Here is a 22,714-nt window from a genome sequence, read left to right as displayed (position 1 = left end):
TTACAGATAATACTACCACTATTAATATTTTAAAAACTCGTTTCCATTATTCACCATCTTTTATTATCTCTAAAGATATATCGAAATTATTAAAAGTTCTATCCCTCAAATTACTCACAATCTTTATCTTCTGATAACTTTTCATTTTTAATTCCGCTTTTTATATAAATAAATATAACCCCCCATAATCTTTTGTCAAGTCTTTTTTTTGAATTTTCTAAAATTTTTTCCCCTCGAATTAAACAATCCTATCAAATATTTAAGCATTATATCAATAAACCTAAATTTTATTAAACAAAGAAAAAGCCGACCTTTTAAGGTCGGCTAATATCAGTGTTTATTTTGCCAGTAAAACCTTTCTTACAAAAACCTTTGATTTACTGCCTTCATCCACTGGGTCATAATTAATCCTTATAAAATATATCCCACTCGGCAAGTTTTTGCCATCAAAACTGATACTATAAACCCCTGGAGTGTATTTCCTTTCTGTAAGTATTGACACCCTCCTTCCAAGTATATCAAATACCTCTGCTTTGAGCCTTGCTTCTTCGGGTATTTGAAAGGATATTGTGGTTATTGGATTGAAGGGATTGGGATATGGTGAGTTTAAAATAATATTATCATTTCTTGAAACAAGCATTCTTTCTTCTTCTGAGGTTTCTATCGGTTTTATATATCCTTTATTATATTCATATTCAATATTTTTAACTGTCTCTTCCATGAATACTACTCTATCATCGATTCCACATTTTTCTTTATATTTTTTAATCAGTCTTTCTGCCTTCTTAAATTCAAACATATTTGAGTAAAGATAAGCTAAATTTAGCATCATATATCTTTTCTCTTCACCTGCTTCACAAGCCAATGCTTCCTTTGAATGTGATATCGCTTTATTATAATCACCCTCTAACATCTTCCAGATTATCATATATTCAAGTGACTTTTTGCTAATCTTTGTATCAGGATACTGTTTCCGTAAATTTTTTAGGAAATTATAAAAACTTTTCCTTAAACCATATTTGTTTTCTCTAAAATCTTTCCTTGCTATTACATACATCCTACTTAAAAGTGAATCAGCTTCTGGAAAATATGGATTGCTTAATATTTTTTCCTTTAAACTCTCATAAGTTATATTGTCATCATCAGGATTATTATTATCTAAATTCATAGCCACTATCTTTGATAATCCTCCAGATCTCGTCTGACCTTCCCAGCTTGGTCGACCATATAGATATCCTACTATAGTTACATCTCCATAAAATTGAGAATAATCTGGCGGATACTCTCCCCACCAGGAAAAATAACAGAATATCTTCCCACTATTACGATTGTAAACTTCATATCCATTGTCATCATGTATTGAACTGTATCCTACCTCTACTTTATCATCATAATACGCAGATACCTCAGATGAATAATTATTTCTGATTGTATTACAGGAGACAATATAGTAAATATCATTCCAATTTGTATATATCCCATTCCTTGTACTTGAACTGCCCAATCCATTATTTTCTATAACATTCCCATATAACTCTACATAATTCCCATTACTGCTATAAATACCATCCCTGTCTCCATTATAAATCCTACATCCTTCTATGTCTACATCCTGATTTCCTATTAAAACTACGTTATGCCTGTTGTCATATATCTGACAGTTCCTTACATCTACTGTATTATTCTCTATTCTCAATCCTTGATCATTTTTCCTGAATATACAATTTTCTACTACATTACCACTTGCTGGTGAGGGCGAACCTCTTAATTTTAATCCCCAATCACCATACTCAACTATACATTGTTTCAAAATGTTATTACTCCCATTAACAAATAGTGTCCCCCAGGTACGCCTCCCAGATGGATTTGCTGCGGTGAAATATATGGGCTGATCTTCTGTTCCTTCTGCTATGATTTTTCCACCTTCTTGAACAGTAAGATTGTAGTAACCACCAAATTCCACTGTTACTCCAGGTTGAATCGTCAGTGTTGCACCTGATGTAACAGTAACATTCCCAATTATGATTACAAAATGGTCAATTGTAATATCTCTTTTAATTTTTCCTGCTAAATAAGTTCCATCTATTTTATGGTTGTTAATAAACGCATCACATATTTGATCATCATGGGGGGTACCATTGTAAACATTACCATCATCATCATCATCTGCTAAAATCATGTTATCAAGAAAATCAGCAAAATTATAGGCATGATGCTGCATTTGAAGTGCATCAAAAACGATCTTATTGGTGATGCTACTGCCAATTTGTTCTCGTAAATCCCAGCAAGCACCTCCTATTACACGACAATTATAATACTTATTTTCACTTGGATCCCATTCTAATATGTTATTCAAATCTCTACTAACACCAACTGACTCACCTTGGATATGATCATTGTTTATCGTACATGCAAAAAAATCAGCGAATCCTTCGTCCATTGCACTTCCTTGAGTATACCAATTATTCGGATCACCAATCCAATTGTTTCCATATAAATGATAAATTGTATTATGTGTATATTCGTGGTAAACTACGTCACTCGATCTTGCCCAATATTGTCCGTATTGGGAACCAAACCCTATACTATTTCCATCAGCCCATCCATTATAAGAGCTTCCTTGATTGATGAATGCATCCATTCTATAATCCATACCATCATAATTAAATGGTGAATTCTTAAAGAAGTCATGAATTAAATTAACATGATGATAAACATTACTTTCATCTGTTGCATCCCACGATAGATTATATGTTCCTGGAAGCAAAGATTTTGTAAGACCATTAGTATTTCGAAGTCTTACATAGGAATTCTCAAATTTAGCAGTGAGAAAATATGTATTATATGCTAAATTGCAAAAACTAACATAACCAGTTGAATTAGTATTTTTTGTATCCACTGCTTGACCCAATAAATTATAAAGTCTAACCTTTGAATTTCTATATACTTGGTCACCACTTTGTTGGTCATAGTAATGTTCTGGCCAATATTTATAATTTAACGTTGCATTAATACAATCATTCATAATATTTGAATATTCCTTTATAATTTCGCCTGTTTTAGCATTAATAAAATATACTTGACTGTAAACGTTTAATGAGTCAATATATTCCAATTCAATATTGTACGAAAGAATATAACTGAAATTTTTTTCATTCTCTACTGGGAAAATAATGAGCTCTGGCTCTTTTCTTATTACCAGAGAATCCGTACCGGTTAATTCCATGAAGTTGGATTGAGCGATCTTCAGGGCTTCATCCGAGGAAATGGAAGGAGTAGCATCGATGGAAATATCCGGATATACGTCCGATCCCACCAATACCACATTTCCATTTTCGTGGACTGTAAATCCTACATTCGCTCTATAGACCGGAACTCCTTTGTATTGCTGCTTAAAGTTGATGTACCATCTTCCCTTGTTGTTCACGGCACTCTCAAACTTTAAAGCCCCTGGTTGAATCTTCAGCAACTTGGCATATTCTGCTAAAAATTGTCTGCTGAGTCCCTGTACGTTTTGCTCCGTGATGTGTCCGTAACGGTTGTTGAAGTTTACTTTCAATCAGTACAGACGGTAAGGCGCTCCAGTTTTGCTGTTGACCTTCATACGGATTGCATTTCCTTCTGAATCTGTAGTATTCACCCAAGTGTACTGGGAAAAAGATTCGCTGAAGAATAAGGCCAAAAACAGCAAAACCGAAATCGTGAAATAACTTTTAGTTCCACACATTTTAAACACCTCCTCTCAGATTAACGATTAATATGTTGATATAATATTATCCCGACAATTCTTTCCTGGGACAAATAATTAGAGTTGACTTAATCGTTATGTAAAACCTGAAAAGAACATTTTCATCATAGCGGTCACCTATTTTTTATTTCCAGTCCATTACCGCATTACTGATGCTATCCTGGGCTGTATTCGTTAATCTATTAACAACCCCTGTCTGAATATCTATGATAAAAATATCGCTATAAGGATTATAACCTTTTGACTGATCGGATTTTGAGCAAGCTATTTTTCTCCCATTAGGTGACCAGTTGAAAAATAGATAAACATCTGTAGAACCAAAAGTTAGTTGTCGGAGACTATCTCCGTTTGATCTCATTAAAAATAAATTATTTGAAGGAGAACCAACATTGCATGTTGAATACGCAATTAAGCTTCCATCTGGAGATATTTTAGCCCGACCTTCTTCTAAATCATTATCTGTGAGATATTGTTTGGTATTGTTTAAAAAATCATAGATAAGTAGCTCATCATCAGTTTTTGTTTGTTTGCCAGTTGAGTCCTGATAAGAATAATACTCATTTAAAATTAATTTTGTATTATCATCAGGAAGTATATCTAAAAGTTGATAAATATATCCTGAATTACTACCGGGTGGCCCTGTCTCTGCAAATAGTAATGTTTCTTCATTTAAAGTATTAATATTTATCTTGTAAATATCATTCGTAAGAGAAAAATATCCTCTTCTTCTTGAATAAATAACATTTTCACCATCTGAAGTCCAAATTGGTATGTTACCATTCCATATCAATCGATACATTAGATTGCCTCCCATATCCATCAGCCACAGAGGGCAATATTCTAGTGTGCTATCTGGGCCTCCCTGCACCACAATTTTTGATTTATCCGGTGACCATCGAGCAAACATGTACCCTTGGGGATAATATACGTCATCACTATAATCATGATGTGCGATAACTTTTATACCAGACCCATCCGGTTTCATGGTGCATATTTGACTTAGTTTTCCTTTAACATTCCTGATAAATAAAATCCGCTCTTCTTCAGGGGATGTTGGTTCGTTATTATCCACTGGATTTTTTTCACAACTCAATATTAAAACTATCAGACCGAAAACAAATAGTGCTTTTTTCATGATAATCCCTTGTTTTCTTGGTTTAATTATAGCTGCACTTAAAAGTAACACTCCTGCTAACAAAATGGATCTCTTAATCATCGGTAACCTTCATTAAAATTGGTTAATAAATTGTTAATTTGTTATGAAAGACTTATTGGTTGTTATTTCATCACCTCCTTCGTAACACTTTTTATTTCCAGTCCATAACATAGTTAGAAATTGAATCTTTAGCTGTATTTGTTAAGTTTAGAAATGCTTTTGTATTAAGATCAATTGCATAGATATCATAAAACCTGTTATTTTCAATAGAACTATCTAAAATTGAAGCTAAAACCTTTTTTCCATCCGGAGACCAACATAGATGCAAAAATTGTTGTTTTTTATTAGTATTTGCTATCACTTCTTCAATATTTTCACCAAATTTATCCATCAAATATAGTCCATCATTAAGATGATATATTATAAAATTACCATCATTTGATATTCGTGCCCAACCTTCATTCAGATCATTATTCGTGAGATATGTTTTTGCTTCAGTTAAATAATCATAAATGAGCAGTTCAGAATCTTCTCTTATTTGTTCACCACTGGTTGTATCACGATATGTATAATATTCGTTTAATAAAATTTTGTTATCCTCTCCAGGAAAAATGTCCAACAACTGATATATGTAGCCAGAGTTTGGCCCTGAAGTCCCTGTTTCGGCCCACAATATGACTGATTCTTCCCCTGTGTTAATATTAATTCGATATATATCGAACGTCTCAGAAAAATATCCTCTCCTGTGGGCAAAAATTATATATTCTCCATTTGATTCCCATACAGACATAAATCCATCAGTTGCAATCTTTCGACAAAAATTCCCACTCATATCAATAAGCCATAATGGGAAAATATCAGGAGAACTTTCAGGGCCACCAACAACTACAACCTTTGATTTATCGGGTGACCATCTGGCTTGGATATAACCAATGTTATGTAAATTAACTTCTGTTTGTGAAATAACCTTTATGTGTGAACCATCAGGCTTCATGGTGCATATTTGACTTAGTTTTTTTTTAACATTCCTGATAAATAAAATCCGCTCTTCATTTTGGGTATTCGAATCATCATTATTGTCACCATTAACAGGGTTTCTTTCACAATTGATTAAAAGTAAAGAACAAAATAAAACTATTATAATACGCAACATGGCTATGTCCTTGCATTTTTTACCTTCATTTATAATTATAATACTTTCTATATCTCTTTGTCAAGCCCTTTTTTAAATTTTTATGGGAAAGTTCATGCACATGGTGGTACGTTAGAATTGATTAAATTAAGGGTAATGAGTGATGAGAGCATAGCCCGTGGACAGGCTATGCTCTGTAAAATTTTTTAAAAAGAGATTTGAAAAATCTCCCGATGAAAAGATAAAAAGAAAAATCTTAAAGATCTCTATGGAAAAAGTTAAGTAAGATAAATGGATTTGAAGTAAAAAGATTTAAGTCCGAAGTACCCTTTATAGTATGGGAGCTTAGTCTTCCTGTGAATTCTGACGCTATTTACAGGTTATTAAAAGAAAATAAACTCATAGAGATAATCAGAAAGAAATATAAAATGAAAAAAGAAATTAAACCACTTTAGCCAATATAGAAGGTTGAAAAATATTTTGATGATTTTTCTGACACTACCGTAAGTAAAAATTTCCAAGATATCAAGTCACAATAAGGGTTGTTTGCGATGGAACGCTACTTTTTAGTATTAAATCTCTCACGAGAATCGTTCAGGTATAAAGCTTCATACTACCAATTCCATTTTAATTTCTTAGGGAAAAACTTACATATAAAATTCAATTTTAATTAAATCACAAGTTGTTGCGCCACATTAGATTGAATTTCTCTGGCTGCAAAGCCAATTTATCATTTTGTATTATAACAATACATCTTCCGCATGATAAGAACTCCTTACAAGGGGTGCCGAAAAAACATGCTTAATTCCCTTACTAACAGCATAAGATTTAAATTCATCAAATTCATAGGGGGGAACATATCTATACACAGGTAAATTATCTTTTGTAGGCTGGAGGTATTGACCAACGGTAAATATATCAACCCCTATTTCTGAAATATCATCAATCAAAGAAAATACCTTATCCTTCGCTTCACCAAGACCAACCATTATACCTGTCTTTGTTATAAATCCTCTATTTTTTGCTATTTTTAATAAATCGAGAGATCTATGGTAATCAGCTTGCGGTCTGATTTTTTTATATAATTCTTTTATGGTTTCAAGGTTATGCGCGAATACATCGGGGTTTGAATTAAATACGCAATCTAACGCTTCCTTATCCCCCTCAAAATCAGGTACCAGCACTTCCACTTTAATACCTGGATTTACCTTTCTTATCGTTTCAACTGTATCTGCCCAGTGTTTTGCTCCCCCATCCGGAAGATCATCACGGGTAACAGATGTGAGGACACAATATCTAAGACCCAGCTTCTTCACCACATTTGCAATTTTTTCCGGTTCTTTCTCATCCAGTGGAGAGGGTATTCCATGCTTCACCGAGCAAAACCTACAATTGCGTGTGCATATATCACCACAGATCATAAAGGTTGCTATTCCTCTGGCCCAGCACTCATGCAAGTTAGGGCACCTTGCCTCAACACAAACAGTATTTAAATTATTATCTTTTAAAAGATTTGATATAAATTTTAACTCTTCATTTACAGTCAGCTTTATTTTTAGCCAATCAGGTTTTCTAATTCTCATCTCGCTCAATATCCTCTGTATATTCCTCCCTTACTTTATAGCTTTCAAAATTGAAATTATATAGAAATTTGTTTATCAGTATATCTTTCACCATTGATAAGCTAACTTCAGGTTTTAAATCAATAATCCGAATTATTCCCTTATCCCTTATCCCGCATGGTATTATCCCGGAGTAATAGGATAATTCATTTGCTACATTTAATGCAAAACCATGCATTGTAACCAATTTAGAAACCCTCATACCTATTGCTGCGATTTTATTATCCCTGACCCACACTCCAGTCAACCCTTTGATTCTATCAGCTTCTATACCTATCTCTTTTAATGTATCAATCAAAACCTGTTCGATTTTATTTACGAACCAGGATACACTTTCCTTATGTTCCTTCAGATTGAATATGGGATATCCAACCAGCTGACCCGGTCCATGATAGGTTACATCACCACCTCTATCTACATGATAAACCTCAATTCCCCTTTGCTTAAGATACTCATCACTTACAAGGAGATTCTCCCGTGTGGCATTTTTACCAAAAGTATAAACATGATTATGTTCAACCAGAATCAACGTATCTGGAATTACACCTTTTACTCTAAGAAAATGTAGCCTTTTCTGTAACTCCCAGATTTCTCCATAATTTCTGTATCCAAGGTCGAGCACTTCTAATATTTTACTCATATCTAAATGTGAATTTGTTCATTATAGGCTGAGAGAATCGCTTCATGGATAGCCTCAGATGCTGTGGGATGAGCAAATACCGATTTTTTCATATCCTTATATTTCAACTTATTTTCAATCGCATCTATGAAGATATGAACTAACTCTGATGCCTCATGACCGACAATATGAGCACCTAATATCGTATCATCTTTTTTATTGAATAAAACTTTAACAAAGCCATAAATATCACCGGAAGCAGTGCATTTGCCATTTGCACTAAAGGGGAAAATTCCAACATTATAATCAACTGCACTATCTTTAGCCTCTTTCTCAGTTAATCCTACGCCAGCTACCTGTGGCTTTGTATATACAGCATAGGGGATTGCCCGATAATTTACCAGTGCATGTTCTTTGCCTGCTATCTTTTCTACTACATACAATCCTTCTTTCGATGCAACATGTGCAAGTGCCGGTTGCCCTATTACATCACCAATAGCATATATATTGTCTATATTCGTTTTGAATGATTTATTTACTTTTATAAAACCTTTTTCTGTTTCTATTCCCAGATCTTCTAAACCCAAATTCCCAGTATTACCAATTATTCCAATAGAAATTAAAGCATAAGCAGATTTTAGAATTTCGGTTTCATTCTGATTAGAAATTTCCACCTCTACGCTATCCTTATTTTCTAATATATTTTTAACTTTTGTAGAAGTATATATTTTAACACCATGTTTTTTTAGCGCTTTTGATAGCTCAGTTGATACATCCTCATCTACCGCTGGCAGCACCTGAGGTAGAAGTTCAATCAAATTTACCTTAGAACCCAATGAAGAAAAGATATAGGCGAATTCCGTCCCTATTGCACCAGATCCAATAATAGTTATGGATTCCGGTAATTCATTTAAAATCAATGCTTCTTTTGAGGTAAGAACTCTATTTGATATTTTTACGCCGGGAAGTAAGACAGGTCGTGCACCAGTAGCTATTAAAATATTTTTGCCGGTTATTTTTTTACTGTATCCATTACTGTCGATCTCAACTGTATTACTATCAAATATTTTACCCCAACCTTTTTCTACACTAACTCCATACTTTTTAAAAAGATATTCAACGCCTTTTGAAATTTTTTTTGCTACTATCCTGGACCTTCTGATGATATCAGAAAAATCAAAACTCAGCCTGTCTACCTTTATTCCATATCTGTTTGTATCTTTTAAATCATTAATGAGATCGACGCTCTTAATTATAGCTTTTGTGGGTATACATCCCCAGTTGAGACAAACTCCGCCAAGCTCTTCTTTTTCAACACATAATGTTCTCAGACCTAATTGAGCAGCTTTTACTGCAGAAACATATCCTCCAGGACCAGAACCGATAATTATTAAATCATAATCTTTCATCTGTTTTCTCCTATTTATTTTTTAGAGCTTTCTTCAGAATTGCAATCTCCTTTGCATAATTCTCATCACCACCTGGAGTTTCTAGTATCATTGGAAGTTCCTTAAACCTCTCATCATTAATAATTTTGTAAAAGGTTTCCCATCCAAGGTAACCATCACCCAGATTACAATGTCTATCAATACGAGAACCTAACTCTTTCTTTGAGTCATTTAAATGAAAAACTTTTAACCTTTCAAGTCCAAGAATATCATCGAATTTCGTCCAGGTATCTTTGTATCCTTTAAATGATACTATATCATAACCTGCTGCATATGCATGACAGGTATCAAAACAGATTCCGAATCTTTCAGGATAACTTGAAAGTTCAATTATCTTTCTCAATTGCTCAAAAGTGTATCCAACATTGGATCCCTGACCGGCTGTTGTTTCAAGGACAAAAGATATATTAGAATCAGGACGTTGTTCTACCATATAATCAATACTTTCTGCTATTATCTTCAAGCAATAATCTTCGCCTTTACCCATATGACTACCAGGATGAAATACAAGAAGCTCTATCCCCAGTTTATCACATCTATCAATCTCTTCTAAGAAAGCCTGACGTGATTTTTCCAGTTTCGCCTTATCAGGACTGCCAAGATTTATCAGATAAGAATCGTGGGAAATCGTAACCTTTATATTATTTTCTTTCATAGATTTCAGGTAATTTACCTTAGCTTCATCAGTAATTGGACGACCTTTCCACTGCATCTGATTAGAAGTAAATATTTGCATGGCATCACAGCCTAATTGTTTACCTCTTGCTGGAGCATTTTCTACTCCACCACTTATCGATATATGACATCCAATTAAAGGCATATCTACACCTCATAATTTTTATTGACAAGGTTTAAAAATTCGTCTCGAGTTTTCTGGTCATTTTTAAATGCACCGAGCATGACACTCGTCTTTATTTTTGAATTAACCTTTTCAACACCTCTCATCATCATACAGAGGTGCTGAGCTTCCACAATAACCCCCACCCCCTTTGGTTGTAAATGATCCATCAATGTTTCTGCCAGTTGCTGGGTTAGTCTCTCCTGAACCTGCAACCGTCTAGAAAATACTTCTACTAATCTTGGGATTTTACTTAAACCTATAATCTTTTTATCAGGAAGATACCCAACATGAACCTTCCCATAAAAAGGCAGGAGATGATGTTCACAGGTACTGAAAAAATCTATATCTCTAACCACAATCATTTGATCATATTTCGATTCACATACCGATTTAGAAAAAAGTTCCTCTATATTCATCTTATATCCAGATGTCAATATCTCCCACATTTTTTTAACCCTTCTCGGGGTGTCTTTAAGATATTCATCATTAGGATTTAATCCAATGCTTTCAATTAAACCGCGTATAATAGCTTCTATTTTCATATATCCCTCTTATTATAAAAATCACATAAATCTTCCAGGAAACATACCTCACACTTTGGGTTTCTTGCATTGCATACCTTTCGTCCATGATCAATCATCAAATGTCCCAGTTTTATCCAGGTATCTTCTGGAAAAATTTTCATCAAATCAAATTCAATCTTAACTGGGTCCTTTTCATTCGTTAATCCAAGTCTTCTCGATATTCTTTTCACATGTGTATCAACCACTATACTAGGAATCCCGTATCCATCACCCAGGACTACATTCGCCGTTTTTCTACCGACGCCAGGAAGTTTTATGAGTTCTTCAAGGCTTCTGGGTACATTTCCATTATAATCTTTTACAATAATCTGCATCGATTCTTTTACCGCTTTTGCCTTGTTTTTAAAAAATCCTGCCGGCTTTATAAGCTCCATCAATTCATCCATATCTATCCTGACAAAATCCTCCGGAGTCTTACATTTTTCAAAAAGTTTTGGAGTAATTTTATTAACCTGTTTATCAGTGCATTGCGCAGATAAAATAGTAGATACAAGCAATTGAACCGGGTCCTTGTGGTTTAAAGAGCAGGCCGCATTCGGATAGTTAGTATTTAATCGGTTATATATCTCAATCGCTTTTTTCTCAAGACTTTCGGCCATTATTTTGTTTCACAAATATCAATAATTACTACGTTAACTTAGTAAAAATAAATAGTAGATTCAGAAAAAATATCATCCAAATTTCTCTTATTATATATATTTAACAGATATACTCAAATAGTGCTATTTTACTCTCTTTCTAAAAAACTCCTCCAGCTCTCCTACTTCCCACGTATTTAGTATATTTTTCTTTGGTATTCCTGATTTTCGTGCCACATACATACCATATTCTACATCTGTAATATCATCGATATTGTGAGCGTCAGGATTTATTGCCACTTTTAAATTAAGCTCCCTGACCAGCGGTCCCCATCTCCAGTCAAGGTCAAGCCTATGGGGACTTGCATTTATCTCTACTGCCTTATCCAATTTTGCAAGCTCTCTTAAAACTTTTTCCAGGTCAACATCATAACCTTCTCTTGCAAGAAGAAGCCTCCCCGTTGGATGACCTAAAATTTTTACAAAGGGATTCCGGATTGCTCTTAAAATTCTGTTTGTTTGTTCTTCATTTGATAGATTAAATCGAGAATGGACTGATGCAATTACAAAGTCAAATTTGGCTAATATATCATCCGTATAATCAAGACTTCCATCAGCAAGGATATCGGATTCTATACTCTTGAAAATCTTAAAATCTGGATATTTCTTATGTACCCTCTCAATTTCTTCCCACTGCTCTTTAAGTCTTTCCTCATCAAGACCATTCGCATAAAATGCAGACTTACTGTGATCTGCAATTGAGATAAAACTAAATCCTAATTCCCTTGCCTTCCATACCAGTTCCTCTATCGTCGATATCCCATCACTAAAATTGGAATGAATATGAAAACAACCTTTTATATCTTTCCATTCAATCAATTCTGACAATTTGCCTGAAGAAGCAAGTTCAATCTCTCCAATATTTTCCCGCAGTTCTGGCGGTATAAATGGAAGTCCGGCTATCCTATAAATATCTTCTTCATTTTCAATAGTCACCTTACTTTTACCTTTTTTCAAAAGAAAGCCATCAAAGTCAAACCCCTTTTCTATCAATCGGCCTTTAATATTATTGTAATGCGCTTGACTTCCAGTATAATAAAAAAGTGCTACAGGAAATTCCTCATCTGTAACGATATATAAATCAACAGATAAGCCCCCAGGTGATGAAAACTCTATTCTGTTCTTTTCTATTTTTGCTCCTCTGTCAATTTTCTCCTTCATAAAATTAAAAATCTTCTCGAGATCAAATGGTACAGATGATATTACCACATCAATATTTCTAACTATCTCCAGTTTTCTACGTATAGAACCGGCGACTGAAATTCTATTTATTAATTTACACTCTTTAAGAGCATCTATAACTTTTTTTGCTTGATCAATTCCTTCTGATATATAATGCTTATCTGAATATTTTTTTAAAAACTTTATTCCCTCAAGTATTTTCTGCTGTGTTTTTAAACCAAATCCTTCCAGGCTAACAAGCCTATTAACATCGCAGGCATATTCAAGCTCACCAATATTTGTAATACCAAGATCGACCCATAACTTTCTGATCTTCCGTGGACCTAAACCCGGTATTTTTAGCATTTCAAGAAGACCTTCAGGAATACTACTTTTTAAGTCTTCATAATAAGGTAATTTTCCTGTTTCAATCAGTACTTTACTTTTTTTAATTACCGCATTCCCTATACCCTTAATATTGGAAATTTCACCTGAATCTATCAGCTCTTTCATCGGCACTGGAAGTTTTTCAATAATCCTTGCAGCGTTATAATATGCTCGAGCTTTAAAAGGATTTTCTCCCTTTATTTCCAGTATAGCGCCAAGTTCTTTAAATACTTTTGCTATATCTTCATTTTTGATATCCGATTTATTCATTATCTCTTTTTTCTATTATTTCGCTTATCTCAAAATATTTTTCACCTTTTTTTACCTTAACAGCTTTAATATACGGATCATGAGGAAAAATTATTGTCCAATTATTTCGAGCTGCCTGATCAAGATAATATTTTTTTTCTTTTATGAGATCAACAGGAAATAAGTCAAATGCAGTAATCCAGGTAGTGGGTATATGATGGGACATTGGAATCAAGTCACTGGCAAAAAAGACAGGATTTTCACTATCCCTAATAAAAACATGTTGCAGACCAGGTGTATGACCATCTGTTACATATACCACAATATCACTGGTTAAATAAAATTCTCCATCTATTATATCAAGCACGTTATTTTCCAATAGGGGCATAAAATTTTTCTTCATAAAGCTTGCTCTGTCTAACTCAGTTGGATTGTTTGCCCAGTCAAATTGCTTCCTTTGCACGTAGTACCTCGCATTTGGAAACGACGGAATGTATCTGCCATCAATTTGCTTAACGCATCCACCAACATGATCAAAATGCAGATGCGTAATAATCACATCGGTAATTTCTTGTGGTTTTATACCAAAATCTGTAAGGCTCTTTTCGATATCATAATTAAAATCAACTTTATAGATTTTTTTAAGTTTCTCCTCAAGCTTATTCCCGACGCCAGAATCAATCAGAATTTTTCTATCTTTTCCTATAATAACAGGGGTAGTAAGGCTCATTGTTACTCTATTTTCCTCATCAACATCGACCTTTCTACTCCATAGCGGCTTTGGGATGACACCAAATACAGCTCCGCCGTCGAGAGCAAACCTCCCGGATTCGAGCAGGTGAATTTCATAATTTTTTATCTTTAACATCTTCCAATACCTCCAATTTTTCTTTTCTCTCCATATACTTATATCCCTGAAAGGTTTCACGAGATTCCAGTATTTTCTTTATTTCGGCAACTATTTTTTGTTTTGGCATTTTCCATCTTGGCGCTACAAGTGTATTGTTTTTGGCTTCACCAATAAGTCTTTGAATTACTATATCAGGTCTCAACAATTCAAGGAAATCAGCCATTAATAAAATCCATTCTTCTTCGCTATATAATTTAAAAGGTTTTTTCTTATAATAATTCTCAAGCGGCGTACATTTTACCACGTGCAAATTATGAATTTTAATAGAATTTATAGGCAGTCTATTTATTACTTTCGCAGAATTCAGAACATCTTCATTACTTTCATCCGGAAAACCAAAAATTATATGAATTGCTATATCCAGTCCGTATTTATAGGTTTTTTCTATTGCAATTATAGAGGTTTTAAAATCATGCCCACGATTTGCCCAAAGCAAATTTTTGTTATAAACAGACTCAACTCCATATTCAATGGATACAAAGTAATCCTTATTAACATTTGAAAGCATAGTGAGAATATCATCATCAATGCAATCAGGTCGCGTACCAATACAAATCCCTACAACATCTTTGAAGGTTAAAGCCTTGCTATAAATTTTTTCCAGTTCGCTCACCGATGCATAAGTATTTGTATACGATTGAAAATACACAAGAAATTTTTCAACTTTTTTCTTTCTTTTTAATATCTCAATTGCTCGCCCAACCTGTTCTTCAACCGGCATTAAACCTTCTCTTCTATCGGTAGAAAAGCTCAAGTTGTTACAATAAAGACACCCATTAGTTCCAAGAGTACCATCTCTTGTAGGACATGTAAATCCCGCATCTACCGTGATTTTATATACTTTGGCACCAAATTTTTTCCTTAAAAAATAATTATAACGATAAAATCTATCCTGTAGAGGATAAGGAAGCTGCATATACTATGTAGTTAGTTTCTCTTTTAAAATTTTTATCAATGAATCTACAGAAATCAATTCCTGGATACCCTCTTGCATATCTTTTAAAACAACCATATTCTTTTTTAACTCTTCATTCCCCACAATAATTGAAAACCTCGCCCCCTTTTTATTTGCATCCCTCATCTGCGCTTTTAAAGACCTTCTCAATAGGTCAACCTCGTATGATATACTATTCTCAGACAACTCCCTTATAAGATTAATTACAAAATCTTTAACATCATCGCCAACAGATGCTATGTAAACAAAATCTTTATTATCAGTGGGGAATTTTCCAATTTCCTCAAGAGCAATCCAGAGTCTTTCTATACCTCCTGCCACTCCTACTGCGGGTGTAGGTTGTCCTCCCAGGTCCTCAACAAGATGGTCATATCTTCCGCCACCGCACAGGGCATCCTGAGCTCCCAATAGATTGCTTGTAATTTCAAATGTTGTACGGGTATAGTAATCAAGTCCTCTTACAAGCTTGTGATCAATTACACATTCCACACCAGCTTTTTCTATAAATCTCAAAACCTCATCAAAATGTTCTCTATCATCTTTACTAATATAATCAATGATCCTCGGAGCATGCTCATCAAGTATAGCCTGACAGGATTGTTCTTTACAGTCAAATAATCTCAATATATTTCTTTCAAATCTTATCTGGCATGTCTTACACAATTTTTTCTTTTGTGGTTCTAAAGATTCTCTTAGAATTGATAGATATTTCTTTCGTGATTCCCTATCACCAATCGAGTTAACTTTTACCGTCATGTTTTCGATTCCAAATCTTCTTAGAAGCTGATACGATAAAAATATAATTTCGGCATCTGCTTCGGGATAGGAACTGCCTATTATTTCAAAACCATATTGATGGAACTGCCTGAGTCTACCCTTCTGCGGTCTTTCCTGCCTGAATAATGAATCAATATAATATAATTTTATAACCGACGCCAACTGATTTAATCTTTCTTCAATATAGGCTCTGATAACAGGAGCAGTCATCTCCGGTTTCAATGTTAAACTGTTATTCCCTTTATCTTTAAATGTATACATCTCTTTTGAAACTATATCAGTATCATCACCAATACTTCTTATAAATAGATCAGTTACTTCAAATGCAGGTGTTTTTATATATTTATAATTATGGATATTAGCGAAGTTCTTTATCTTGTCTTCAATATACAACCATTTATACGAATCCTGGGGAAGGATGTCCTTTGTTCCCCTAACCCTTCGATACTTCATTTTCAAGATAAATCAATATCCATATGTTCCTTTAAAATCTCTCTTGCCTTATTAACCGATCCCTCTGGAACATAAATCTTTGCAAAAGTACCGGCCAAACCTGTTCCTGAAGTCGCCAGTGCACCATGGAAAAAGTCAGTAACGACTAAAGCCGGAATGTCATTCTTTTCCAAAAGCTCCCTCGCCATATCACCGTACATGGATGATTTTAATGTTCCAACAGGTACCCACTTCACATCTACAATTTCATCTTCATTTAAAGTATCTACAAGTTTCTCACCACAATCGGGGCATGTTTTTACACCTTCTGTGAATTCATACTTACATTTCGGGCAAAAGGGCATTTATATTCTCCTTAAAATTTTTCATCATATTTATAAAAAATCTTTGCTATCTCCTCGGGTGAGTTTGCTTCAAGAATTTCCTCCCGAGCTTGAACAGTACTTAAAATCCTAGAAAATTTGCTCAAAAGCTTCAAATGCTTGGTAGGTTGTTTCTCGGGTGTAAGTAACAGAATAAAGATGTAAACAGGTTGACCATCTACTGCATTAAAATCAATACCCTTTCTGGAAATACCAACTGCAACAACTACATCATCTATATAGGAATACTTGCCATGTGGAATGGCAACTCCCCGTCCCACACCGGTACTCATCAATTTCTCTCTTTCAATAACAGCCTTTTTTGCAGAATCGGGATCCGGTACCTTCCCTTCTTTGTAGAGCAAATCTACAAGTTTGGAGATCACTTCTTCTTTTGTACTCGCCTCCAATGGATAAAGAATAAGATTAGGTGTCAAAATCTGTGAGAGCTCCATTTCAAATTCCCATCAAAATTTACAAAGTGAAATTTACGCCAAATTTTAACCAACTTCAATTTAATGACTAACAGAATGAAATATTTTATTTCTTACCGATTTTTATTGAGGTTATTTACTTAAAAGGTAATCATTTTATAAATCAGATCAATAAAAATTATTAACGTTTGGCTCTTTTTCTTGCTTCCTCTACTACCTTACCTTCTATATTTGGAGGTAACATGTCATACCTGAGAAATTCCATGGAATAACTTGCCCTACCACTGGACAGCGTCCTGAGAGCCGAGGCATACCCAAACATTTCCATTAAAGGTACAATTCCTGTCAACTTCTGGGACCCTTTTCTGTATCTTCTCATTTTATCAATTCTACCACGTCGTCTATTAATATCACCTATTATATCACCCATATATTCGTCAGGAGTGTTTATTTCTATTTTCATAATCGGTTCAAGTAGCCTAGGTGATGCCTTCATTACCGATTCCTTTAAAGCCTGTACAGTGCAAATTCTAAATGACATATCGCTGGAGTCAACTGGGTGGTATGAACCATCAATAAGGACAAACTTAATATCCACAAGCGGATAACCAGCATATACTCCCTTCTCTGCTACTTCATAGAAACCCTTCTCTACCGATGGTATAAACTCCCTTGGAATATTTCCACCTTTTACATGATTGACAAACTCCAGGCCACAATCAGGATTAGGTTCAATACGGTAAATAATGTGAGCATATTGACCTTTACCACCTGTTTGTTTTTTAAATTTATGCTCGTGTCTATACTCCGCAGTAATAGTTTCTCTAAACGCAACAGACGGCTGTCCTACCTTAATTCCAACATTATACTCCGTTTTAAGCCTATCAATTATTATCTCTAAATGCAGTTCACCCATACCAGAAATAATAGTTTCTTCAATTTCCTCATCATATTTTACCCTGAATGAGGGGTCTTCTATTGCAAGTTTACTTAGGGCATGAGATAATTTATCCCTTTCCTTGGTTGAAACAGGTTCAATTTTAAGATCGATAACAGATTCAGGTACATGAATCTTCTCAAGTAGTATTGGATTATCAGGATCACACAGAGTATCACCTGTTGTTGTTATCTTGGTCCCTATAAGAGCACCTATATCTCCAGCTTTTAGTTCCGATACTTCCTCTCTTTCATCAGCGTGTATTCGTAAAATCCTGCCTATTCTTTCAAGTTTACCTTTTGTTGAATTTAGTACCATATCACCTGTCTTTATTTTTCCAGAATATACTCGTATAAAAGTCTGCTGTCCTACATAAATATCATTAGTAATTTTAAATGCAATAGCACAAAATGGTTCTGTAACCGAAGGAATTCTGGAAATAGTCAATTCAGGATTATTTACATCTGACCCTGTTATAATGCCTCGGTCTATAGGAGAAGGAAGGTAGTTCACAATTGCATCAAGTAGTGGCTGGCAACCTTTATTCTTAAAAGCAGAGCCACAAAAAACCGGAGTTATACAAAGGGACAGAACAGCATGGCGTGCAGCATCCATTATATCTTTAATTTCAATTTTCTCATCGTTCAAATATTTTTCCAATAGTTTCTCATCAAAATCAGCAAGTTTTTCTATAAGCTTTTCTCTATATTCCAGAGCAGTTTCTTTGTAACTATCAGGGATTTCCTCTATCAACAAATCCAGGTCATTATAGGTTATATATTTCATGGTTACCAGATCTATCATCCCTCTGAATTCATTTTCTTTACCAACAGGTAACTGGAAAGGAACTGCATTGGCTCCAAGCATTTCATTCATCATATCAACAACGTGGAAGAAATCAGCCCCCTGTCTATCCATCTTATTTACAAAAGCAATTCTCGGCACTTTATATTTATCAGCTTGGTGCCATACCGTCTCACTCTGCGGTTCTACACCTCCAACGGCACAAAAAATCATAACAATACCATCGAGAACTCTTAAAGACCTCTCAACCTCAATAGTGAAATCAATATGCCCTGGTGTATCTATTATATTTATCTGGTGCCCTTTCCAGCTGGTAGTAATAGCGGCCGAAGAAATTGTTATACCGCGTTCCTGCTCCTGCTTCATAAAATCCATTACCGCTTTGCCATCATGAACCTCACCCATCTTATAGGTTTTCCCTGAAAAGAAAAGCAATCTCTCTGTCGTCGTAGTCTTACCTGCGTCTATGTGGGCTACCAGCCCTATATTCCTTATCTTGGATAAATATGAATTTGGCATAGTCTTTATTTCTCCTTCTCGAAATAGGTTCTTATCTCATCTATCCTTTTTCTCTTCTTTTCTTTAATAATATATCCTTCTGGAGGATATCCCATTGCAAGCATTGTTACTACCCTTTTAGTCCTCGGTATATTCAAATATTTCTTTACTCCCTTTTCATTAAACCATCCAAGCCAGCAGGTGCCAATACCTAACTCTTCAGCCTGTAATACAAAATGCTCAACCCCTATCCCAATATCAATAAGGCTGAACTTCACATTTCTCATTACACCTGCAGCTCTAGCAATAATATTTTTACTGTTATCCAGAACCACAACTAGAACGGGAGCTCTCTTCGCAAAAGAATTCATTGAATATACCCCTGAAAAAGCTATATCTGCTAGCTCGTTCTTTTCCTTTTCTTTATCAACTATAATAAAATACCATGGCTGAGAATTATCCGCTGATGGAGCAAGTCTCACAGCTTCAAGACATTTTTCTATATCCTTTCTTTCTATTCTTTTATTAGAATAATTCCTCAAACTAAATCTCTTTTTGACTAACTCTAAAAATTCCATAAAAATAACCTCCCATAAATCAGGCACGAATTATAACATTTAAATTTCAAATTGTCAAGAAAAGATATTACGGCGAAAAAAGAAAAACTTAATACAATATTTACCCTTTAATGTAAGAGAGATGTTTTATAAAAAACTGAATATTGTTGTATACAATTTTTGCTTATATTAAGCTTCTTTGATAAATTAGAGTGATTTTAACCATGGCATTTTTAAAGTACTTATTTCCTGAGGAAGACAGGTTAACGAAAATAATAAAACGAATAGGGAAATTAGCCGATCAAAATAATGTAGAGGTCTATCTTGTAGGCGGTGTCTTAAGGGATAAGCTTCTCGGTAGACCCACAAAAGATATAGATATAACAGTGATTGGTGACGGTATAGACTTTGCGAATAAAATTGCTCATTCATTTAGATTAAAAAGGGTAATAGAATATAAAGAATTCGGAACCGCCTCTATACCCTATCGCAACGTAAATATCGAAGTAACAACCGCAAGAAAAGAAATCTATAAATCAAATACTCGCAAACCTATTGTATTTGAAAGTGGGTTGCACGAAGACATTGCAAGGAGAGATTTTACTATTAATACACTTGCAATGCCACTAAATGAAGATAGAATCTTCACACTCATAGACTATTTCGATGGGCTAAGGGACCTGGATGCTGGTATTATACGCACGCCACTAGATCCAATAACTACTTTCTCTGATGATCCTTTAAGAATATTAAGAGCTATAAGATTCGCCACCCAGCTGGGGTTTAGAATTGAGCAAAATACTTTTAACGCAATCAAAAAGGTTAAGGATAGACTGTCTATAATATCCCAGGAAAGAATTACCGAAGAACTAAAAAAAATTATAATGGCTCCTTTTAGACCATCACAGGGATTTATACTAATGCAAAAAGCTGGTATTTTATCTCTGATTTTACCAGAAATTGATGCTCTCAAAGGGGTAGAACAGAAAAATGGGTATCACCATAAAGATGTATTTTATCATACTCTTCAGGTACTTGATAATATTTCCAGATACACTGATAAATTTGAGCTCAGATTTGCTGCTTTAGTTCATGATATTGGTAAACCTGTTACAAAAAAATTCATTGAGGGTAAAGGATGGACATTCCATGGACATAATGAAGTGGCAGTCCCAATGATAAAAACCATATGCAGAAGGCTTAGGTTGCCAAATAAGGTAATGAACTACGCTGCGAAATTAACAAAACTGCATCTACGTCCTATCGCACTGGCTGAGGACGGTGTTACTGATAGCGCAGTTAGAAGATTAATTGTTGATGCGGATGAAGACCTTGATGACCTGATAACACTTTGTAGAGCAGATGTAACTTCAAAAAACCCCGAAAAAGTTGCTGAATATATGGGTAATTTTGACAGAGTTGTAGAAAAAATAAATCAAGTAAAAGAAAAAGATAGATTAAGGGCATTTCAATCTCCAGTGCGAGGAGATGAAATCATGAAAATCTGCAACATAAACCCTGGTCCTGCCGTCGGATATATAAAAAAGAACATTGAAGAGGCTATTCTTAATGGAATAATACAAAACAACCACGATGATGCTCTGGACTACCTATTAAAAAATAAAGATAAATGGCTAGAGGAATTCAATAAAAAAAATTCAAAGGACAACTAAAAGACAAAACCGCTATCTAAGTAATTGATTTTTACCAATCCAATAGGCAAAAGCCATAACAAAAAAGTAGGGGGTAAAAATGTTATATTTAAAAAGAATAATTAGCCTATTCTGGGAACCAACCAGATCCTTTACCTCCATAAAGGATGAAAAAGTTAACTGGATGGACTTCCTAATTCCATTTTTAATAGTAACGATCATCTCTTTAGCCACACTACCATATGTTACACCAATAGCAATTAAAGAGCATATTGCCCGGATAGAAAAAAGCGATAAAATTCCTGAGGCTCAAAAGGAGCTCGCTATAGAAAGAATTGAGAGTGGACAAGGCAAACCCTTTGCTTATATTATGTCACCTGTAGGTATTGCAATATCATTGTTTTTCATTGCACTACTTGTACAACTCATTTCAAATTTTTTACTCGGAGGAGAGATAAAATATTTGAAATCATTAGCAATAGTATCATATACACAAATTATTCCTACTATCGGATATTTAATAAAAGTTCCTCTCATGGTCTCAAAAGACTCAACCCAGGTTTACACTAGCCTTGCTCTTTTCCTTGAGCCAAATGGTTCTTTTTTATTCAAATTTTTTAACTCAATTGATATTTTCACTGTTTGGAGGGTCTTACTCATTGGCCTTGGTATAGCTGTACTGAATGAAATAAAACCAGGGAAAGCAATTATCACTTTTATCCTATTATGGCTGGCATTTGCAGCTATAATCGCTGCAATACCAAATCTTTCCGCATTTTAATTAGGGAGT

General features: G+C 34.5%; 19 protein-coding genes. 2 read left to right on the top strand and 17 right to left on the bottom strand.

Features of this window, described 5'->3' with window-relative positions; translation table 11 throughout:
• Positions 1-337: 337 nt before the first annotated feature.
• The 17 genes from H0Z29_01660 to H0Z29_01580 form a co-directional block, all read right to left on the bottom strand.
• Complete coding sequence (locus H0Z29_01660; GenBank protein MBO8130205.1) at positions 338-3,427, bottom strand: right-handed parallel beta-helix repeat-containing protein; 3,090 nt, start codon at positions 3,425-3,427, stop codon at positions 338-340.
• A gap of 445 nt (positions 3,428-3,872) precedes the next feature.
• Complete coding sequence (locus H0Z29_01655; GenBank protein MBO8130204.1) at positions 3,873-4,964, bottom strand: PD40 domain-containing protein; 1,092 nt, start codon at positions 4,962-4,964, stop codon at positions 3,873-3,875.
• Positions 4,965-5,055: 91 nt separating this feature from the next.
• Positions 5,056-6,057 carry a PD40 domain-containing protein gene (locus H0Z29_01650; protein MBO8130203.1) on the bottom strand — a complete coding sequence of 334 codons (1,002 nt, stop codon included), beginning with the start codon at positions 6,055-6,057 and terminating at the stop codon, positions 5,056-5,058.
• Positions 6,058-6,776: 719 nt separating this feature from the next.
• A complete protein-coding gene (gene lipA, locus H0Z29_01645; protein ID MBO8130202.1) occupies positions 6,777-7,628 on the bottom strand; it encodes a lipoyl synthase in 852 nt (283 codons plus the stop codon).
• Positions 7,609-8,298 carry a lipoyl(octanoyl) transferase LipB gene (lipB, locus tag H0Z29_01640; protein ID MBO8130201.1) on the bottom strand — a complete coding sequence of 230 codons (690 nt, stop codon included), beginning with the start codon at positions 8,296-8,298 and terminating at the stop codon, positions 7,609-7,611. The genes lipA and lipB overlap by 20 nt, the downstream gene beginning before the upstream one ends.
• Before the next feature lie 2 nt (positions 8,299-8,300).
• Entirely contained in the window at positions 8,301-9,686 is a 1,386-nt protein-coding gene (lpdA, locus tag H0Z29_01635) for a dihydrolipoyl dehydrogenase (GenBank protein MBO8130200.1), read from the bottom strand.
• A gap of 10 nt (positions 9,687-9,696) precedes the next feature.
• Positions 9,697-10,545 carry a deoxyribonuclease IV gene (gene nfo / locus H0Z29_01630; GenBank protein ID MBO8130199.1) on the bottom strand — a complete coding sequence of 283 codons (849 nt, stop codon included), beginning with the start codon at positions 10,543-10,545 and terminating at the stop codon, positions 9,697-9,699.
• Between the two features lie 2 nt (positions 10,546-10,547).
• A complete protein-coding gene (gene folE, locus H0Z29_01625; protein ID MBO8130198.1) occupies positions 10,548-11,108 on the bottom strand; it encodes a GTP cyclohydrolase I FolE in 561 nt (186 codons plus the stop codon).
• Entirely contained in the window at positions 11,105-11,749 is a 645-nt protein-coding gene (gene nth / locus H0Z29_01620) for an endonuclease III (protein MBO8130197.1), read from the bottom strand. Before nth ends, folE begins: the two co-directional genes overlap by 4 nt.
• Positions 11,750-11,872: 123 nt before the next feature.
• Positions 11,873-13,606: a DNA polymerase/3'-5' exonuclease PolX gene (gene polX, locus H0Z29_01615; protein MBO8130196.1), complete on the bottom strand. Its 1,734-nt coding sequence runs from the start codon at positions 13,604-13,606 to the stop codon at positions 11,873-11,875.
• Positions 13,599-14,453, bottom strand: a complete 855-nt coding sequence (locus tag H0Z29_01610; GenBank protein MBO8130195.1) for an MBL fold metallo-hydrolase — start codon at positions 14,451-14,453, stop codon at positions 13,599-13,601. Before H0Z29_01610 ends, polX begins: the two co-directional genes overlap by 8 nt.
• On the bottom strand, positions 14,431-15,411 hold the full coding sequence (locus H0Z29_01605; GenBank protein MBO8130194.1) for a TIGR01212 family radical SAM protein: 981 nt from the start codon (positions 15,409-15,411) through the stop codon (positions 14,431-14,433). The genes H0Z29_01610 and H0Z29_01605 overlap by 23 nt, the downstream gene beginning before the upstream one ends.
• A gap of 3 nt (positions 15,412-15,414) precedes the next feature.
• Positions 15,415-16,680: a histidine--tRNA ligase gene (locus tag H0Z29_01600; GenBank protein ID MBO8130193.1), complete on the bottom strand. Its 1,266-nt coding sequence runs from the start codon at positions 16,678-16,680 to the stop codon at positions 15,415-15,417.
• A gap of 2 nt (positions 16,681-16,682) precedes the next feature.
• Positions 16,683-17,024: a DUF2007 domain-containing protein gene (locus H0Z29_01595; GenBank protein ID MBO8130192.1), complete on the bottom strand. Its 342-nt coding sequence runs from the start codon at positions 17,022-17,024 to the stop codon at positions 16,683-16,685.
• Between the two features lie 11 nt (positions 17,025-17,035).
• On the bottom strand, positions 17,036-17,479 hold the full coding sequence (locus tag H0Z29_01590; protein ID MBO8130191.1) for a PTS sugar transporter subunit IIA: 444 nt from the start codon (positions 17,477-17,479) through the stop codon (positions 17,036-17,038).
• A gap of 178 nt (positions 17,480-17,657) precedes the next feature.
• Entirely contained in the window at positions 17,658-19,736 is a 2,079-nt protein-coding gene (fusA, locus tag H0Z29_01585; GenBank protein ID MBO8130190.1) for an elongation factor G, read from the bottom strand.
• Between the two features lie 5 nt (positions 19,737-19,741).
• Positions 19,742-20,293, bottom strand: a complete 552-nt coding sequence (locus H0Z29_01580) for a nitroreductase family protein (protein MBO8130189.1) — start codon at positions 20,291-20,293, stop codon at positions 19,742-19,744.
• A gap of 203 nt (positions 20,294-20,496) precedes the next feature.
• Between H0Z29_01580 and H0Z29_01575 the strand changes: the two genes are divergently transcribed.
• Positions 20,497-21,945: an HD domain-containing protein gene (locus tag H0Z29_01575; protein MBO8130188.1), complete on the top strand. Its 1,449-nt coding sequence runs from the start codon at positions 20,497-20,499 to the stop codon at positions 21,943-21,945.
• 79 nt (positions 21,946-22,024) lie between these two features.
• A complete protein-coding gene (locus tag H0Z29_01570) occupies positions 22,025-22,705 on the top strand; it encodes a YIP1 family protein (GenBank protein MBO8130187.1) in 681 nt (226 codons plus the stop codon).
• Positions 22,706-22,714: the final 9 nt, after the last annotated feature.

The organism is Candidatus Neomarinimicrobiota bacterium (genome assembly GCA_017656425.1).
Taxonomy (GTDB): domain Bacteria; phylum Fidelibacterota; class UBA2242; order UBA2242; family B5-G15; genus JACDNV01.
This window is presented reverse-complemented; position numbering and strand designations above follow the sequence as displayed.

Coding starts and splice junctions, on each gene's coding strand:
- lipB (MBO8130201.1), bottom strand. CDS start 8,298: ATGAGTAAAATATTAGAAGTGCTCGACCTTGGATACAGAAATTATGGA.
- H0Z29_01570 (MBO8130187.1), top strand. CDS start 22,025: ATGTTATATTTAAAAAGAATAATTAGCCTATTCTGGGAACCAACCAGA.
- H0Z29_01655 (MBO8130204.1), bottom strand. CDS start 4,964: ATGATTAAGAGATCCATTTTGTTAGCAGGAGTGTTACTTTTAAGTGCA.
- H0Z29_01610 (MBO8130195.1), bottom strand. CDS start 14,453: ATGTTAAAGATAAAAAATTATGAAATTCACCTGCTCGAATCCGGGAGG.
- H0Z29_01595 (MBO8130192.1), bottom strand. CDS start 17,024: ATGCCCTTTTGCCCGAAATGTAAGTATGAATTCACAGAAGGTGTAAAA.
- folE (MBO8130198.1), bottom strand. CDS start 11,108: ATGAAAATAGAAGCTATTATACGCGGTTTAATTGAAAGCATTGGATTA.
- H0Z29_01650 (MBO8130203.1), bottom strand. CDS start 6,057: ATGTTGCGTATTATAATAGTTTTATTTTGTTCTTTACTTTTAATCAAT.
- H0Z29_01605 (MBO8130194.1), bottom strand. CDS start 15,411: ATGCAGCTTCCTTATCCTCTACAGGATAGATTTTATCGTTATAATTAT.
- nth (MBO8130197.1), bottom strand. CDS start 11,749: ATGGCCGAAAGTCTTGAGAAAAAAGCGATTGAGATATATAACCGATTA.
- H0Z29_01575 (MBO8130188.1), top strand. CDS start 20,497: ATGGCATTTTTAAAGTACTTATTTCCTGAGGAAGACAGGTTAACGAAA.
- nfo (MBO8130199.1), bottom strand. CDS start 10,545: ATGCCTTTAATTGGATGTCATATATCGATAAGTGGTGGAGTAGAAAAT.
- polX (MBO8130196.1), bottom strand. CDS start 13,606: ATGAATAAATCGGATATCAAAAATGAAGATATAGCAAAAGTATTTAAA.
- H0Z29_01600 (MBO8130193.1), bottom strand. CDS start 16,680: ATGAAGTATCGAAGGGTTAGGGGAACAAAGGACATCCTTCCCCAGGAT.
- fusA (MBO8130190.1), bottom strand. CDS start 19,736: ATGCCAAATTCATATTTATCCAAGATAAGGAATATAGGGCTGGTAGCC.
- H0Z29_01580 (MBO8130189.1), bottom strand. CDS start 20,293: ATGGAATTTTTAGAGTTAGTCAAAAAGAGATTTAGTTTGAGGAATTAT.
- lpdA (MBO8130200.1), bottom strand. CDS start 9,686: ATGAAAGATTATGATTTAATAATTATCGGTTCTGGTCCTGGAGGATAT.